The following is a 17,412-nucleotide window of genomic DNA, read 5'->3' on the forward strand; positions in this document are numbered from 1 at the left end:
TCAACGCTCTTGGGAGGAGTTGCCGTCGAGTGCCGCCTGCACCAGGTCGGCGACGTCCATCGCGTCGATCGACTGGTCGTAGGCGTCCGCTGCCGTCGCGGCGACGGCCTCGCCGTTGGACACCGCGGTCCGCTCCGCGGCGAGCTTCATCAGGGGTTCGAGTACGCCGATCTCGCGCAGCTGGTTCAGGGAGACGGAGGCGAGCAGGGCCCGGATGCCGGCGGCGTCCAGGTCGTCGGCGCCGGTCCCCTGTCCCGTTCCCTCGTCGGGGAGGAGCAGGCCGAGGATGTGCTCTGCCAGGTCGACGGGGGTGGGGTGGTCGAAGACGAGCGTGGCCGTCAGCGTCAGTCCGGTCGCGGCGCCGAGCTGGTTGCGCAGTTCGACGGCGCTGAGGGAGTCGAAGCCGAGGTCGCGGAACGCCCGGTCGGCACCCACCACGTCGGCGGTGGGGTGTCCCAGTACGGACGCGGCCCGGGTGCGGACCAGGTCCAGTACGGCTTGGGAGCGCTTGGCGGCCGGCAGGCCGGTCAGCTTCTCGCGCAGCGCTTCGCCGGTGTCCTCCTCGCCGCTCGCTCCCACCGCCCGGTGCTCGGCGGCGTTCGCGGCGCCGAGGAGCGGGCTGGGGCGTACGGCGGTGAAGGAGCGGACGAACCGGTCGCGTTCGATGTCGGCGACGACCTCGTTGGGCCGCCCGTCCATGACGGCCCGGCGCAGCGCAACGACGGCGAGGTCCGGGTCCAGCGGGCGGATTCCGGTGCGCTGGGCCACATCGGCCGCTCGGTGGTCGGCAGCCATTCCGTCGCCGCCCCACACGCCCCAGGCGATCGAGGTCGCGGCCAGGCCCTGGGCCCGGCGCTGTTCGGCGAGGGCGTCCAGGTAGGCGTTGGCGGCGGCGTAGTTGGCCTGGCCGGCGTTGCCGACCGCTCCGGAGGACGAGGAGAACAGGGCGAACACGGCCAGGTCCAGGTCCCGGGTGAGGTCGTGCAGGGCCAGGGCCGAGGCGGCCTTGGCGCGGAAGACGGCCTCGTAGCGGTCCGGGGTGAGGCTGTCGAGGACACCGTCGTCCAGGACGCCCGCGGTGTGGATCACGCCGGTCAGGGGCGCTTCCTCGCTGATCGCGGCGAGGACCTCGGCGAGCGCGTCGCGGTCGGCGGCGTCGCAGGCGGTGAGGGTGACCTCCGCGCCCAGTGCGGTGAGTTCGTCCCTCAGGGCCTCAGCGCCCGGGGCGGCCGCGCCCCGGCGGCTGAGGAGCAGCAGGTGCCGGGCACCCGACTCGGCGAGCCGGCGGGCCACGTGGGCGCCCAGGGCTCCGGTGCCGCCGGTGATCAGGACGGTGCCGGTGGGCTGCCACTCCCGAGTGCCGTGCCCGGCCGGTACGGGGACCAGCCGGCGGCCGAGGGCGGCGGAGGGCCGGATCGCGATCTGGTCCTCGCCGCCGGGGGCCGCGAGGGTTTCCGCGAAGCGGGCCGTGGTCCGCTCGTCGAGGGTGTCGGGCAGGTCGATCAGACCGCCCCAGCGCTGCGGGTACTCCAGGGCGGCGACCCGCCCCACGCCCCATGCGGCGGCCTGGGCGAGGCCGGGCACCGGTTCGGCGGGGGTGGCGGCGACCGCGCCGCGGGTGATGCACCACAGGGGTGCGGTGAGTTCCGCGTCACCGAGCGCCTGGATCAGGGCGGTGGTCAGGGCCAGTCCCTCGGGGGCGTCCGCACCGTCCGCGGGTGCGGCGGCGAGGGCGAGCAGGGACACCACCCCCGCGAACTCCTTTCCGTCGGAGGTCAGTTGGCGCAGCCGTTCGACCAGCCCCGCGCGGTCGGGGCCGGGGGCCTCCAGGCGCACGGTGTCCGGGCCCAGGGCGGCGACGGCGTCGGCGGCCCAGGGGTCGTCCAGGTGGCCGGCCGGGAGCACGGCGAGCCAGGTGCCGGCCGGCGCGTGCGCCGGCTGCGAGGTCAGCGGCTGCCAGGCGATCTGCTGCCGCCAGCCGTCGACGGTGCTGTCCTCGCCGCGCCGGCGGCGCCAGTCCGCGAGTGCGGGAAGCACCTTGGCCAGGGATTCGCCGTCGACGTTCAGCGTCGTCTGCAGCTCGGCGAAGTCGGCCTCGCGCACCGCCGACCAGAAGCCGTCGTCCTCGTCGGCCGGTGCGGTGGATTCGGTGGCCGGCTGAGCGGCCGGCCAGTACCGCTGGCGCTGGAAGGGGTAGGTGGGCAGGTCGGTGCGCCCGGGGCCGGCCGCGGCCCCTTCTAGCAGGGCGTCCCAGTCAGGGCTGGTTCCGTCGACGTACAGCCGGGCGAGGGCGGTGACCACGGACTCCTGTTCCCCCCGGTCCCGGCGCAGCGCCGGTACGGTGACCGCCTGCGCGGGCAGGGTGTCGAGGGTTTCCTGAGCCATGGCGCACAGCGCGCCGTCGGGGCCGAGTTCCAGGAAGACGGTCACGCCGCGTTCGGCGAGGGTGGCGACGCCGTCGCCGAAGCGGACCGCCTCGCGGACGTGGCGCACCCAGTAGTCCGGGGAGCACACCTGCTGCTCGGTCGCCGCCTCGCCGGTCACGTTGGACACGAGCGGGATCGCGGGGGCGTGGTAGTCCAGGCCCCGGGCGACTCGTCGGAAGTCGTCGAGAATGGCGTCCATGTGCAGTGAGTGAAACGCATGGCTGACCCGCAAACGCCTAGTCTTGCGCCCGTCGGCGGTGAACTTCTCGGCGATGTCGAGGACGGCTGTCTCGTCGCCGGAGAGGACCACCGACCGCGGTCCGTTGACCGCGGCGAGGGACACGCCGTCGGTCAGCAGCATCCGGGCCTCCTCCTCGGTGGCCTGTATGGCGACCATGGCGCCGCCCGCGGGCAGGGCGTTCATCAACCGCGCCCGCGCGGCCACCAGTCGGCAGGCGTCGTCCAGGGAGAGCACCCCGGCCACATGCGCGGCCGCGATCTCGCCGACGGAGTGCCCGGCGACGAAGTCCGGGCGGATGCCCCAGGATTCGACCAGCCGGAACAGTGCCACCTCGATGGCGAACAGCGCGGGCTGGGTGAAGCCGGTCTGGTTCAGTCGCTCCGCGTCGCCGAACATGACGTCCCGCAGGGGGATGTCCAGTTCCGCGTCCAGGCGTGCCGTCACCGCGTCCAGGGCCTCGGCGAACACCGGGTGGCGGGCGTGGAGTTCCCGGCCCATGCCGACGCGCTGGGACCCCTGGCCGGAGAACAGCACCGCCAGCTTGCCGCGGCGCTCGGCCGCCCGGCCCTGAAGGACCTGGGGGGTGTCGAGTCCGTCGGCGAGCGATGCCAGGCCGGTGAGCAGTTCCTCGCGGCCTTCGGCGAGGACGGCGGCCCGGTGGGTGAAGGCCGAGCGGGTCGCGGCCGTGGACCGGGCGAACTCCGCGACGGTGAGGTCGGGTCGGGCGGTGACATAGGCGTGCAGCTGCCGGGCCTGGGCCCGCAGCGCGTCCGGCACGGCGCCGGACACGGGCACCGGCAGCGGGCCGGCCGCCTCCTGAGGGCGCTCGGGTTCGTCCGCCGCGATCGTCGCGGGCTGCTCGACGATCACGTGGGAGTTGGTGCCGCTGGCGCCGAAGGCCGAGATCCCGGCCCGGCGCGGGCGACCCGTGTCCGGCCAGTCGGCCGGTTCCGCCAGCAGTTCGACGGCTCCGGCGCTCCAGTCGACGTGTGCCGAGGGCTCGTCGATGTGCAGGGACTTGGGCAGCACGCCGTGGCGCATCGCCAGCACCATCTTGATCACGCCGGCGACGCCGGCGGCCGCCTGGGTGTGGCCGATGTTGGACTTCACCGACCCGAGCAGCAGCGGCAGTTCGGGGTCGCGCCGCTGTCCGTACGTGGCCAGCAGCGCCTGCGCCTCGATGGGGTCGCCCAGGGTGGTGCCGGTGCCATGCGCCTCCACGGCGTCCACGTCGGCCGGTGCCAGGCCCGCGTCGGCCAGCGCCCGCTGGATGACGCGGCGCTGCGAGGGGCCGTTGGGGGCGGTGATGCCGTTGCTGGCGCCGTCCTGGTTGATCGCCGAGCCGCGCAGCACCGCGAGGACCTCGTGCCCGTTGCGGCGGGCGTCCGAGAGCCGTTCCAGGACGAGGACGCCGACGCCCTCGGACCAGCCGGTGCCGCCCGCGGAGGACGCGAAGGGCCGGCAGCGGCCGTCCGGCGCGAGGGCTCCCAGCTCGCCGAACTCGACGAAGTTCACCGGGCTGGACATCACGGTCACACCGCCGGTGAGGGCGAGCACGCACTCGCCGTTGCGCAGTGCCTGGGCGGCGAGGTGGAGCGCCACCAGGGACGACGAGCAGGCCGTGTCGACGCTGACGGAGGGGCCTTCCAGGCCGAAGGTGTAGGACACCCGGCCGGAGAGCAGGCTCGCCGACTGCGCGGTCTGCGCGTGGCCGAGCTGGCCCGCTTCGGGCCGGTAGTCGCCCGAGCCGCCGCCGATGAAGACGCCGGTGTCGCCGCCGCGCAGGGTGGCGGGGTCGATGCCGGTGCGCTCCAGGGCCTCCCAGGTGGCTTCCAGGAGGATGCGCTGCTGCGGGTCCATCACCATCGCCTCGCGCGGCGCGATCCCGAAGAATCCGGGGTCGAAGTCGGCCACGTCGTAGAGGAACCCGCCCTCGCCGGTGACGGTCCGGCCGCGGCCGTCCCGGTCGCCGTGCAGCAGCCGGCCCAGATCCCAGCCGCGGTCGGCGGGGAACCCTCCGATGGCGTCGACCTCACCCATGACCAGCTGCCACAGGTCCTCGGGCGAGCGGATCCCGCCCGGATAGCGGCAGCTCATGCCGACGATGACGACCGGGTCCTCGGTGTTGTCGACGTGCCGCGACCCGGCCGCCGCGGGGAGTTCCGCGGCCGCCTCGCCGAGGAGTTCGGCCCGCAGGTGGTCGGCGAGCGCGTGGGCCGTGGGGTAGTCGAAGACGAGCGTGGCGGGCAGGGCCAGGCCCGTCGCGGTGGCGAGCCGGTTGCGCAGGTCGACCGCGGTCAGCGAGTCGAAGCCGAGGTCCTTGAACGCCTGGCCGGAGGGTACGGCGTCGGCGTCCGCGAACCCGAGCACGGCGGCCACGTGGACGCGGACCAGGGCCAGCAGGACCTCGGTGCGTTCGGCGTCCGGACGGGCCACGAGTTCGGCCCGCAGGCCGGTCGCGCCGCGCGCCGTGCCGGCCTCGGTGCCGGCCGGGTCCGTCAACGCCTCGCGGGCCTCGGGCAGTTCCGCGAAGAGGGCGCTGCGCCGGTTGCGGGTGAAGGCGGTCGCGAACTGCTCCCACCGCACGTCGGCGACCGTCAGCGAGGGGGCGTCGGTGCCGAGGGAGCGGGCGAGGGCGGTCAGGGCCCGCGCGGGGTCCATCGGGGGCAGCCCGTTGGCCCTCAGGTGGGCGGCCAGGCTGTCGGTGGTGGTGGCGGACCAGCCTCCCCACCCGACGGCCACGGCGGGCAGTCCGCGCCTGTGCAACGTTCGGGCCAGCGCGTCCAGTTGGGCGCCCGCGGCGGCCTCGGTGGCCCGGCCGCCGGCACCCCAGGTCCCGGCGATCGAGGAGAAGAGGACGAACGCGTCCAGGGGACGGTCGCCGGACGCGGCCTCGGCCACCTCTGCCAGGTTCTCCACGTCGGCGCGCAGCGCGGCCAGGGCGGCGCCCGGATCCTCGGCGGTGGCGGATCCGTGGGCGTCGGCGTCGGACGGCCCGTCGGTGTGGACGACGGCGGTCAGCGGTGCCTGTGCCGGGAGTGCGGCGAGCGCGGTGAGCAGTGCGTCGCCGTCGGCCGGCGTGCAGTCGAGCGCCGTCACCGGCACGCCCAGGGCGTCGAGTTCGGCGCGCAGCGGTGCCGTGTCCGATCCGGTGGAGTCGACCAGCACCAGGTTCTGGGCGCCCTGTTCGGCGAGCCAGCGGGCGGAGTGTCCGCCGGTGCCGTTCGCCGGGCCGACGACCAGCACGGTGCCGGTCGGCCGCCACGGGGTGGCGGGGGCGTCGTGCGTCGCGCGCACCAGTCGTCGCCCGAAGAGGCCGGCGGGCCGCAGCGCCACCTGGTCCTCGTCGCCGATCCCGGCGAGGACGGTGCGGAGCCGTTCGGCCGAGCGCCGGTCGAGCACCTGCGGTACGTCGACCAGGCCGCCCCAGCGGTCCGGGTGGTCCAGGGCCGCGACCCTGCCGAGCCCCCACACGGTGGCCTGGGCGGGGCTGACCTCGGTCTCCGAGCGGCCCACCGACACGGCGTCGCGGGTGACGCACCACAGGGGGGCGTCGACTCCAGCCTCCGCGAGTGCCGCCAGCGCCTCGTTCGGCCATGCCGGCCCGGCGGGGAGGGCGTCGGTGTACGGGGCCGCGAGCAGGGACACCACTCCGGTGAACCCGGCGGCCTCCGCGGCGAGTTCGGCCAGTCGTCCGGTGAGTGCGGCGCGGTCGGTCGGGTCGACCTCGACGGTGACGGTCGACTCGCCGAGTGCCGTGCGGACGGCGGCGATCCACGCGTCGTCGGCGCCGCCCTCGGGGACGAGCGCCAGCCACGGTCCGGTGAGGGTGCCCGGCGCGGTGCCGGTCAGCGGCGCGAAGGTCACGCGGTAGCGCCAGCCGTCGACGGTCGCGTGCTCGACACGCTTACGGCGCCAGGCGGACAGGGCGGGTACCAACGCCGACAGTGCGGCGTCGTCGAGTTCGAGGCCGTCCGAGAGCGACGCGAGGTCCGCCCGCTCCACCGCGTCCCAGAACTGGGCGTCGACGGGGTCCTGCGGGCCGTCCTGCGGGTGCCCGGCGGGCGCGGCCTCCGGCCAGTACCACTCCTGCTGGAAGGGGTAGGTGGGCAGGTCGACGCGGCGGGCGCCGGTGCCGTCGAAGATCCCGGACCAGTCCACCCCGACGCCGGTGACGTACAGGTGGGCGAGCGCGGTCAGCAGCGCGGTCTCCTCGGGCCGGTCCTTGCGCAGGGCCGTAACGACGGTCGCGGTGCCGTCCAGGGTGTGCTGGGCCATCGCCGCCAGCACCCCGTCCGGGCCCAGCTCCAGGAAGACCCGGGCGCCCTCGGTCTCCAGGGCGCGCACGCCGTCGGCGAACCGTACGGTCTCCCGCACGTGCCGGACCCAGTACTCCGCCGAGCACACCAGATCGTCGGCGGCCAGTCGGCCCGTCACGTTGGAGACCAGCGGGATCCGCGGCGCCTCATACGTCAGCCCCTCCGCCACCCGCCGGAACTCCTCCAGCATCGGCTCCATCAGCTCCGAGTGGAAGGCATGGCTCACCGACAGCCGCTGCGTCTTGCGCCCCTCAGCCGCCAACTCCCCCGCGACACGCAGAACTTCGGCCTCATCACCGGCGATCACCACCGCCTCGGGACCGTTGACCGCAGCGATCGACACACCATCCGACAGCCGAGGCTCCACCTCGCTCTCGCCTGCCTGGACGGCCACCATCGCACCGCCCACAGGCAACGCCTGCATCAGCCGCGCCCGCGCCGCCACCAACACACACGCATCAGCCAGCGAGAACACCCCGGCCACATACGCCGCCGCAACCTCACCGATCGAATGCCCCGCCACGAAGTCCGGCCGCAACCCAAGGGACTCGACCAACCGGAACAACGCCACCTCTACCGCGAACAACGCCGGCTGCGTGAACCCGGTCTCATCCAGACCCTCCACCTCACCGAACATCACCGCACGCAGATCCCGCAACTCGCCCTCGAAGTGCGCCAGCACCTCGTCCAACGCCTCGGCGAACACCGGGAACCGGCCGTACAACTCCCGACCCATCCCCACCCGCTGCGCACCCTGCCCCGAGAACAGCACCGCCAGCTTCCCGTCGGTCTCCTGGGTGACGCCGCGTACGAGTTCCCGTACGCCGGCGCCGTCGGCCGCGAGGACCGCGCGGTGGGCGAACGCTGCCCGGCCGGTGGCCAGGGAGTGGCCCACGTCGACCGGTGACGGACCGGTCAGCGCCGAGACCCGCTCGATCTGCGCCTCCAGTGCGGCCTCGGACCTGCCCGACACCGGCCAGGGCACGAGGCCCGGCTGCGTGGTGGACTCCGCCGCCGCGGGCTCCTCGACGTCCGGCGCCTGCTCGATGATGACGTGGGCGTTGGTGCCGCTCACGCCGAAGGCGGAGACGCCGGCCCGTCGGGGCTGCCCGGTCTCGGGCCAGTCCTGCTGCTCGGTGACGAGCGAGACCGTGCCGTCCGTCCAATCCACATGCGAGGACGGGGAGTTGACGTGCAGGGTCTTGGGTAGGACGCCGTGCCGCATCGCCAGGAGCACCTTGATGGTGCCGGCGACGCCGGCGGCGGCCTGGGTGTGGCCCAGGTTCGACTTGACGGCGCCGACGAGCAGCGGGCGCCGCCTGTCCGGTCCGTAGGCGGCGATGAGGGCGTGCGCCTCGATGGGGTCGCCTAGGGTGGTGCCGGTGCCGTGGGCCTCGACGACGTCGACGTCGGCGGGGGTGAGGTCGGCGTCGGCGAGGGCCTGGCGGATGGCGCGCTGCTGGGCTCGCCCGCTGGGCGCGGTCAGCCCGTTGGAGGCGCCGTCCTGGTTGACGGCGGTGCCGCGCACGATGCCCCATATGTCATGGCCGTTGCGGCGGGCGTCGGAGAGCCGCTCCAGGACGAGGACGCCCACGCCCTCGGACCAGCTGGTGCCGTCGGCGGCGTCGGCGAAGGGCTTGCACCGCCCGTCGGCGGCCAGCCCGCCCTGGACCGTGAACTCGGTGAAGGAGTCGGGGCTGGACATGACCGAGACGCCGCCGGCCAGTGCGAGGGTGCACTCGCCACTGCGCAGGGAGTTGGCCGCCATGTGCAGGGCGACCAGCGCGGAGGAGCAGGCGGTGTCGACGGTGACGGCCGGGCCCTCCAGGCCGAAGACGTAGGACAGGCGGCCGGACATGACGCTGGCGGTGTTGCCGGTGGCGACGTGGCCGCGCAGGTCGGCGGTGCCGGTGCCCCGGCGCAGGAGGGTGGCGTAGTCCTGGCCGTTGGTGCCGACGAACACGCCGGTGCGGCTGCCGCGCAGGGTGGTCGCGTCGATGCCGGCGCGCTCGAACGCCTCCCAGGAGGTCTCCAGCAGCAGGCGCTGCTGGGGGTCCATGGCCAGCGCCTCGCGGGGCGAGATGCCGAAGAAGGGGGCGTCGAAGAGGCCGACGCCGTCCAGGAACCCGCCTTCGAGGGTGGCGGAGGCGCCCTGGGCGAGCGCGTCGAGGTCCCAGCCGCGGTCCGCGGGGAAGCCGCTGATCGCGTCCTCGCCGTGGCTCAGCAGCCGCCAGAGGTCCTCGGGGGACCGTACGCCGCCGGGGAAGCGGCAGTTGACGCCGACGATGGCGATGGGGTCGTCGTCGGCCGCCCGCCCGGCGGGGGCCGGCGTGTCGGTGCCGGGGTCGGGCAGGGTGCCCAGGAGTTCGGCGAGCAGGAAGTCGGCGAGGGAGGTCGGGGTCGGGTAGTCGTAGACGAGGGTCGCGGGCAGTTTCAGGCCGGTGGCGGCGGTGAGGGTGTTGCGCAGTTCGACGGTGGTCAGCGAGTCGAAACCGAGGTCGCTGAAGGCGCGTTCGGCGCCGATGTCCGAGGTGCCGGCGTGTCCGAGGACCGCGGCGACGTGGGTGCGCACCAGGTCCAGGACGAAGCGGGGGCGGGCGGACGGGGAGAGTCCGGCGAGCCGCCGGCGCAGGGCCGGTTCCCGCAGGGCGGCTTCCGTCGCCCCGGCGCCCGGCGTGGCCCGGCGCAGTTCGGGCAGGTCGCCGACGAGGGGGCTGGGGCGCAGCGAGGTGAACACCTCGGCGTAGCGCGGCCAGTCGATGTCGGCGAGGGTCAGCGTCGTGGCGCCCTGCTCGATCGCCCGCCGCAGGGCGGTGAGGGCCGTTCGCGGTGGCATCGGGTGGAAGCCGCCGCGGCGGATGCGGTCCTGGACGCCGGTGCCGTCGGCCGCCATGCCGGTCTCGGCCCAGGGGCCCCAGGCCAGCGAGGTGGCGGGCAGGCCGTGGGCGCGCCGGTGCTCGGCGAAGGCGTCGAGGAAGGCGTTGGCGGCGGCGTAGTTGCCCTGGCCGGGCGCGCCGAGGGTGCCGGCGACGGAGGAGAAGAGCACGAAGGCGCTCAGGTCCCGGTCGCGGGTGGCCTCGTGCAGGTTGAGCGTGGCGGTGACCTTGGCGCGCAGGACGGCGGTGAACTGATCGGGGGTGAGCGTGTCCAGGGTGCCATCGTCGACGGTGCCGGCGGTGTGGAACACCGCGGTCAGCGGGTGCTCGTCGGGGGCGGCGGCCAGGGCGGCGGTGAGCGCGTCGCGGTCGGCGGTGTCGCACGCCGCGACGGTGACGCGGGCTCCCAGGTCCTCGATCTGTGCGACCAGTTCGGTGGCTCCGGGAGCGTCGGCGCCGCGGCGGCTGACCAGCAGCAGGTGCGGGGCGCCCGCCTCGGCCAGCCAGCGGGCGACGTGGCCGCCGAGGGCTCCGGTGCCGCCGGTGACGAGCACGGTGCCGGTGGGGCTGAACGTGCCCGTCTCGGGGGCCGGTTCGGCTCGGTGGTGTGCCAGGCGGCGGACGAAGGCCCCGGTGGTGCGCACGGCGATCTGGTCCTCGCCGCCGCTGTCGGCGAGGACGGCCGCCAGGTGGCGCAGGGTGGTGTCGTCGAGTTCGTCGGGGAGGTCGACCAGACCGCCCCAGCGCTGCGGGTGCTCCAGTGCGGCCACCCTGCCCAGGCCCCATACGGCGGCCTGGGCGGGGCGGACCGGGTGTTCGGCGCGGTCGACGGCCACGGCGGTGCGGGTCACGCACCACAGGGGGGCCTCGATGCCCGCGTCGCCCAGGGCCTGGACGGCGGTCGCCGTCAGCAGCAGGCCCTCGGTCGTGGCGGCCGAGGTTCCCTCGCCGGCCGTCGCCAGCAGCGACAGCACGCCGGCGAACCCGCCGTGCTCGGCGGCCAGTTCGCCCAGCCGCCCGGCCAGTTCGCCGCGCTGCGGGGCGGCGACGGGAAGGCGTACGGAGTCGGCGCCCAGGGCGCCGGCGACCGCATCGGGCCAGGCCCGCTCGCCGTCGGCCGGTGCGAGCACCAGCCAGGTCCCGGCGGGGTGTCCCGCGGTGGTCGGGACGGTGCCGCGCTTCCAGGTGGTCCGGTAGCGCCAGCCGTCGACGGTGGCCCGCTCCCGGCTCCGGCGCCGCCAGGAGGAGAGGGCGGGCACGACGGCGGTGAGGGTGTCGTCGTCCAGTTCCAGCGAGGAGCCCAGGGACGCGAGGTCCGCGCGCTCCACCGCCGACCAGAATTCCGTGTCCGCGGCGTCGGCGGGGTGTGTGGGGGCGCCGGTGACCGCGGTCGGCTCGGGCCAGTAGCGTTCGCGCTGGAAGGGGTAGGTGGGCAGGTCGACCCGGCGGGCACCGCTTCCCGCGAACACGGCGTCCCAGTCGACCGGCGCGCCGTGGACGTGGAGCCGGGCCAGTGCCGTGGTCAGCGCCGGGGCCTCGGGCCGGTCGCGGCGCAGTGCCGGTACGGCGGTGACGTGGTCCTGCTCGTCGGCGCCCTCGCGGACCGCGCCGCTGAGCACGGCGTCCGGGCCGAGTTCGAAGAAGGTCGTCACGCCGTGCTCGATGAGGTGCCGCACGGCGTCGGCGAAGCGGACGGTGCCGCGGACCTGCCCGGTCCAGTACTCCGGCGCGGCCAGTTCGTCGTGCGTGAGCAGAGCGCCGGTGACGGTGGACACCAGCGGCACGGCCGGTGCGTGGCAGGTGACGGAGCCGACGACGCGGGCGAAGTCCGCCAGCATCGGGTCCATGTGCGGCGAGTGGAAGGCGTGGCTGACGCGCAGCCGCTTGGTGCGGCGGCCGCGCTCCTCGAAGTGCGCCGCGACGGCCAGCACCGCGTCCTCGTCGCCCGAGACGACCAGGGACGCCGGGGTGTTGACGGCGGCGACCGCGGCCCGTCCCTCGTACGGGGCGAGCGCGGCGGCCGCTTCGTCCTCGGTGGCTTCGACGGAGGCCATGGCGCCTGCCGTGGGCAGTGCGGCCATCAGCCGGCCGCGGGCGGCGACCAGGGTGCAGGCGTCCTCCAGGGAGAGGACTCCGGCGGCGTGCGCGGCCGCGAACTCGCCGATGGAGTGGCCCGCGACGTAGTCGGGGCGCAGCCCCCAGGACTCGGTGAGGCGGAACAGGGCCACTTCGAGGGCGAAGAGGGCGGGCTGGGTGTAGCGGGTGTCGTCCAGCAGAGCGGCCTCTGGGGTGTCCGGGGCGGCGAAGAGGAGCTCCCGCAGCGGCCGGTCGAGTTCGAGGTCGAAGCGGGCGAGCACGGCGTCCAGGGCCTGGGCGTAGACCGGGTGGCGGTCGTAGAGCTCGCGTCCCATTCCGGGGCGCTGGCTGCCCTGGCCGGTGAAGAGGAAGGCCAGCCGGCCGCGATCCGGGCGGCCGGTGAGCAGCCCGCCGTCGGGGGCCGCGTCGCGCAGCGCGGTCAGCGCGCGGACGAGGGCGTCGGGGTCGTCGGTGACGACGGCCGCGCGGTGCTCCAGGGCGCTACGGGAGCCGGCGAGGGAGAACGCCACGTCGGCGAGCGGGAGTTCGGGGTGGGTGATGAGGTGGGACAGGAGCTGTCCGGCCTGTGCGCGCAGGGCCGCTTCGGTGTGTCCGGACAGGGTCAGGGGGACGGGCTCGGGGTCGGCCGGGCGGGCCGGCGCCGCGTCGGTCGCTTCCTCGGACCGCTCCTCCGGGGCCTGTTCGAGGATGGTGTGGACGTTGGTGCCGCTGAGCCCGAAGGAGGAGACGCCCGCCCGGCGCGGGTGTCCGGTGCTGGGCCAGGGAAGCGGCTCGGTGAGCAGGTGGAGGGCGCCGGAACTCCAGTCGACGTGTGCGGAGGGCCGGTCGATGTGCAGGCTCTGCGGCACGGTGCCGTGGCGCATGGCCATGACCATCTTGATGACGCTGGCGACGCCGGACGCCATCTGGGTGTGGCCGATGTTGGACTTCACCGAGCCCAGGAGCAGTGGGTGCTCGGGGTCGCGCTCCCGGCCGTAGGTGGCGAGCAGGGCCTGCGCCTCGATGGGGTCGCCGAGGGCGGTGCCGGTGCCGTGGCCGTCGATGACGTCGACGCTGTCGGCGTCCACCTTGGCGTTGGCCAGGGCCTGGCGGATGACGCGCTGCTGGGACGGGCCGTTGGGCGCGGTCAGCCCGTTGGAGGCGCCGTCCTGGTTCACCGCGGAGCCGCGGATGACGGCCAGGACCTGGTGCCCGTTGCGGCGGGCGTCGGAGAGCCGTTCGACGAGGACCAGGCCGACGCCCTCGGCCAGGCTCATGCCGTCGGCCTGGTCGGAGTACGCCTTGCAGCGGCCGTCGGGGGCCATCGCACGCTGCCGGCTGAAGCCGACGAAGGCGCCGGGCGTGGACATGATGCTGACGCCGCCCGCGAGGGCCAGGGTGCTCTCGCCGTTGCGCAGGGACTGGCAGGCCAGGTGCAGGGCGACCAGGGACGAGGAGCAGGCGGTGTCGAGGGAGACGGCCGGGCCCTCGAAGCCGTAGGTGTAGGAGAGCCGGCCGGACAGGACGCTGGAGATGGTGCCGGTGATCAGGTGTCCCTCGGCGCCCTCCTGGCTCGCGCCGGCGGCTCCGTAGTCCTGGTAACTGGCGCCGATGAAGGTGCCGGTGCTGGTGCCGCGCAGGGTGGCGGCGTCGATGCCGGCACGCTCCATCGCCTCCCAGGAGGTCTCCAGCAGCAGCCGCTGCTGCGGGTCCATGGCCAGCGCCTCGCGGGGCGAGATGCCGAAGAAGGAGGCGTCGAATGCGGCGGCGTCGTGGAGGAAACCGCCCCGGGTCGAGTAGGTGTGGCCGGCCCGGTCGGGGTCGGGGTCGTAGAGGCCCTCGGCGTCCCAGCCGCGGTCGGTGGGGAACTCGCTGGTGGCGTCGCCCCCCTCGGCGACCAGGCGCCACAGGTCCTCCGGTGAGCCGATGCCGCCGGGGTAGCGGCAGCTCATGCCGATGATGGCGATGGGCTCGTCGTCGGCGGCGGTGTGCGTGGCCGTGGTGGTGGTGCCCGTGGCGGACCCGACGAGGGATTCGCGGAGGAAGGCGACGAGGGCCGGCGGGTTGGGGTAGTCGAAGACCATGGTGCTCGGCAGCGCGAGCCCGGTCACGGCGGCGAGCCGGTTGCGCAGGTCGACGGCGGTCAGCGAGTCGAATCCGACGTCGCGGAAGGCGCGTTGTCCGGAGAGCACGTCGGGTGAGGCGTGGCCGAGCGCGGTGGCGGCCTCGCCGCGGACGAGGTCGAGCAGGAGCCTCTCCTGCTCGACGGCGGCCAGCCCGAGGAGCCGGTTGGCGAACTCGCTGCCGGAGTCCTCGACCTGGGCGGTGTGCTCCGCGAGCCGCCGGACTTCGGGCAGGTCGTCGAAGAGCCGGGTGGGCCGCGCGGCGGTGAAGACCGGGTGGTAGCGCTCCCAGTCCACGTCGGCGACGGCCAGGTGCGTCTCGTCGTCGTCGAGGGCCTGGCGCAGCCCGGTGAGGGCCAACTGCGGGTCCATGAAGACCAGTCCGCTGCGGCGGATCTGGCCGGGGTCGACGCGGCCGAGCTTGAGGTCGTCGGCCCAGATGCCCCAGGAGACGGCGGTGGCCCGGGCGCCGCGGGCGCGGCGGTGTTCGGCCAGGGCGTCGAGGTAGGCGTTGCCGGCGACGTAGGCGGCGTGGGCGCCGCTGCCCCACATGCCGGCGGTGGACGAGTACAGGACGAAGGCGTCGAGGTCGTCGCCGAGCAGTTCGTCCAGGTGCCGGGCTCCGGTGACCTTGGCGTCCATGACCCGTGCGAAGTCGTCGAGGGTCGTCTCGTGCAGCGTCGCCAGCTCGATGGTGACGGCGGTGTGCACGACGGTGCGCACGGTGCGGCCCTCGGCCGCGAGCGTGGCGAGCATCTGGGCGACCGCGTCGCGGTCGGTCAGGTCGCAGGCGACGACGTCGGCCTCGCAGCCCGACTCGGCCAGTTCCCGGACGATGTCGTCGGATCCGGGGGCGGCCGGGCCGCGGCGGCTGGTGAGCACGACGTGCTCGGCGCCCTGCTGGGCGAGCCAGCGCGCCAGGTGCGGGGCGAGCGTGCCGGTGCCGCCGGTGACGAGGGTGGTGCCCCTCGGCGTCCAGGGGTTGGCCGGGGCGGTGTCCGCGGGGGTGGCGCGCACGACGCGGCGGGCGAGGACGCCCGAGGCGCGGACGGCGAGCTGGTCCTCGCCGGTGCGGCCGGTCAGGACCGCGGCCAGGCGCTCACCGGCTCGCGGGTCCAGTACCTCGGGCAGGTCGACCAGACCGCCCCAGCGGTCCGGGTGTTCGAGGGCGGCCGTCCAGCCGAGGCCGTGGATCTGGGCCTGGGCGGGGCGCGTGAGCCGGTCCGCGCGGCCGGTGGAGACGGCGCCCCGGGTCAGGCACCACAGGGGTGCGTCGATCCCGGTGTCGCCGAGTGCCTGGACGAGCCCGACGGTCAGGGCCACCGCACGGCTGAGCGCCGGGTGGCGCGGGCTCGGCTCCTCTGCCGCGGCCAGCAGCGACACCACGCCCGCGAGGTCCGCGGCGCCGTCGAGGTCGGTCAGGCGCGCGGCCAGCGTCGCACGGTCCAGGCAGGAGTCGTCGAGGACGAGGGTGCGTGCCTGGGCGCCGTGCGCGGCGAGGGCGCCGGTGATGTCCTCGCCGGCGGTGTCTTCGGTGGTGACGACGAGCCAGGTGCCGGTCAGGGCCGCCGTGGGGAGGGCGGTCAGCGGCTGCCAGGCGGCGCGGTAGCGCCAGGAGTCCACGGCCGCCAGGTCGCGGCGGCGCCGGCGCCAGTCGGTCAGGGCCGGCAGGACGGGCTCCAGCGCGGTGCGGTCCACGCGCAGGCTGGAGGCGAGGGAGTCGACGTCCGCCTCCTCCACCGCGGTCCAGAACTCCGCGTCCGCGGGGTCCGCTTCGGGCCGGTGCCGAGGCCGGTCGGGGATGGCCCACATCTGCTCGCGCTGGAAGGCGTAGGTGGGCAGGGGTACCCGGCGGGCACCGGTGCCGGCGAAGACACCGGGCCAGTCGGCGTGCGCGCCCCTGACGAACGCCTCGGCGAGGGAGGTCAGGAAGCGGTCGGTGCCGCCCGCGTCGCGCCGGAGCGTGCCGAGCACCGCGGCCGGGCTGCCGGCTTCCTCGGCGGTGGCCTGGACGCCCGTGGCGAGTACGGGGTGGGAGCTGACCTCGATGAAGAAGTGGTGGTTCTGGGCGAGGAGTTCGCGGATGGCGGGCTGGAAGCGCACGGTCTGCCGCAGGTTGGTGTACCAGTAGTCGGCGTCCATGCCGGTGGTGTCCAGCCAGTCGCCGGTGACGGTGGAGAAGAACGGCACCTGCGACGGGCCCGGGCGCACCGGCGCGAGGACGGTGTGCAGTTCGTCCCGCACCCGCTCGACCTCGGCGGAGTGCGAGGCGTAGTCCACGGCGATGCGCTTGGCGCGGATGTCCTCGCCGACCAGCTCGGCCTGGAGGGCGTCCAGCGGGGCGACGGCGCCGGCGACGACGGTGGACCGGGGGCCGTTGACCGCGGCGACCGAGAGGTTCTCGTACCCGGCGAGGCGCGCTTCGACGTCGGCGACGGGCAGCGGGACCGACATCATGCCGCCGGTTCCGGCCAGCCCGCGGGCGATGGCCTGGCTGCGCAGCGCGACGACGCGGGCCGCGTCCTCCAGGGAGAGCGCCCCGGCGACGGCCGCCGCGGCGATCTCGCCCTGCGAGTGGCCGACCACGGCGTCGGGGGTGATGCCGTGGGAGGCCCACAGCGCGGCCAGGGAGACCATGACGGCGAAGGAGGCGGGCTGGACGACGTCGACGCGCTCCAGCGTCGGCGCGCCGTCGGCCTGGCGCAGCACGTCGAGCAGGGACCAGTCGGTGAACTCCGAGAGGGCGGTGGCGCATTCGGTCAGGCGCTCGGCGAAGACCGGGGACTCCTCAAGGAGCCGTGCGCCCATGCCGACCCACTGGGAGCCCTGGCCGGGGAAGACGAAGACGGTCTTGCCCTCGGTGTCGGCGGTGCCCTGGACGAGACCGGGGGCGGAGCCGCCGGCGGCGAGGGCGTCGAGTGCCGCGCGGCGGCTCCGGTCGTCGGTGCCGACGACGACGGCGCGGTGGTCGAAGAGGGTGCGCGAGGCCACCAGGCTGTGGCCGACGTCCACCGCGTCGGGCGCCTGCCCGCCGTCGAGGTGGGCGGCCAGGTTCGCGGCCTGGGCGTGCAGGGCTCCGGGGGTCCGGGCGGACAGCACCCACGGGACGGCGCCGCCGGCCGGGGGCACCGCCGGCGCGGGGGCCGTCTCGTGCGGGCGGGGGGCCTCTTCGAGGATGGTGTGGGCGTTGGTCCCGCTGATGCCGAAGGAGGAGACCGCGCAGCGGCGCGGCCGCTCGCCCTCGGGCCAGTCGGCGGGTTCGGTCAGCAGGGAGACGGTGCCCGGGGTCCAGTCGACGTGGCCGGAGGGTGTCTCCGCGTGCAGGGTGCGCGGCAGTTGTCCGTTGCGCAG

1 protein-coding gene (running past one end of the window) is annotated in these 17,412 nt (G+C 75.1%); it reads right to left on the reverse strand.

What is annotated here, in order from left to right:
• Positions 1–17,412 carry the 3' portion of a type I polyketide synthase gene (locus GR130_RS22725; protein WP_159510151.1) on the reverse strand. 11,079 nt of this gene lie beyond the right edge of the window, so only the last 17,412 of its 28,491 coding nucleotides appear in the window; the start codon falls outside the window, past its right edge; the stop codon is at positions 1–3.

Origin of the sequence: Streptomyces sp. GS7 (assembly GCF_009834125.1) — a bacterium.
Taxonomy (GTDB): domain Bacteria; phylum Actinomycetota; class Actinomycetes; order Streptomycetales; family Streptomycetaceae; genus Streptomyces.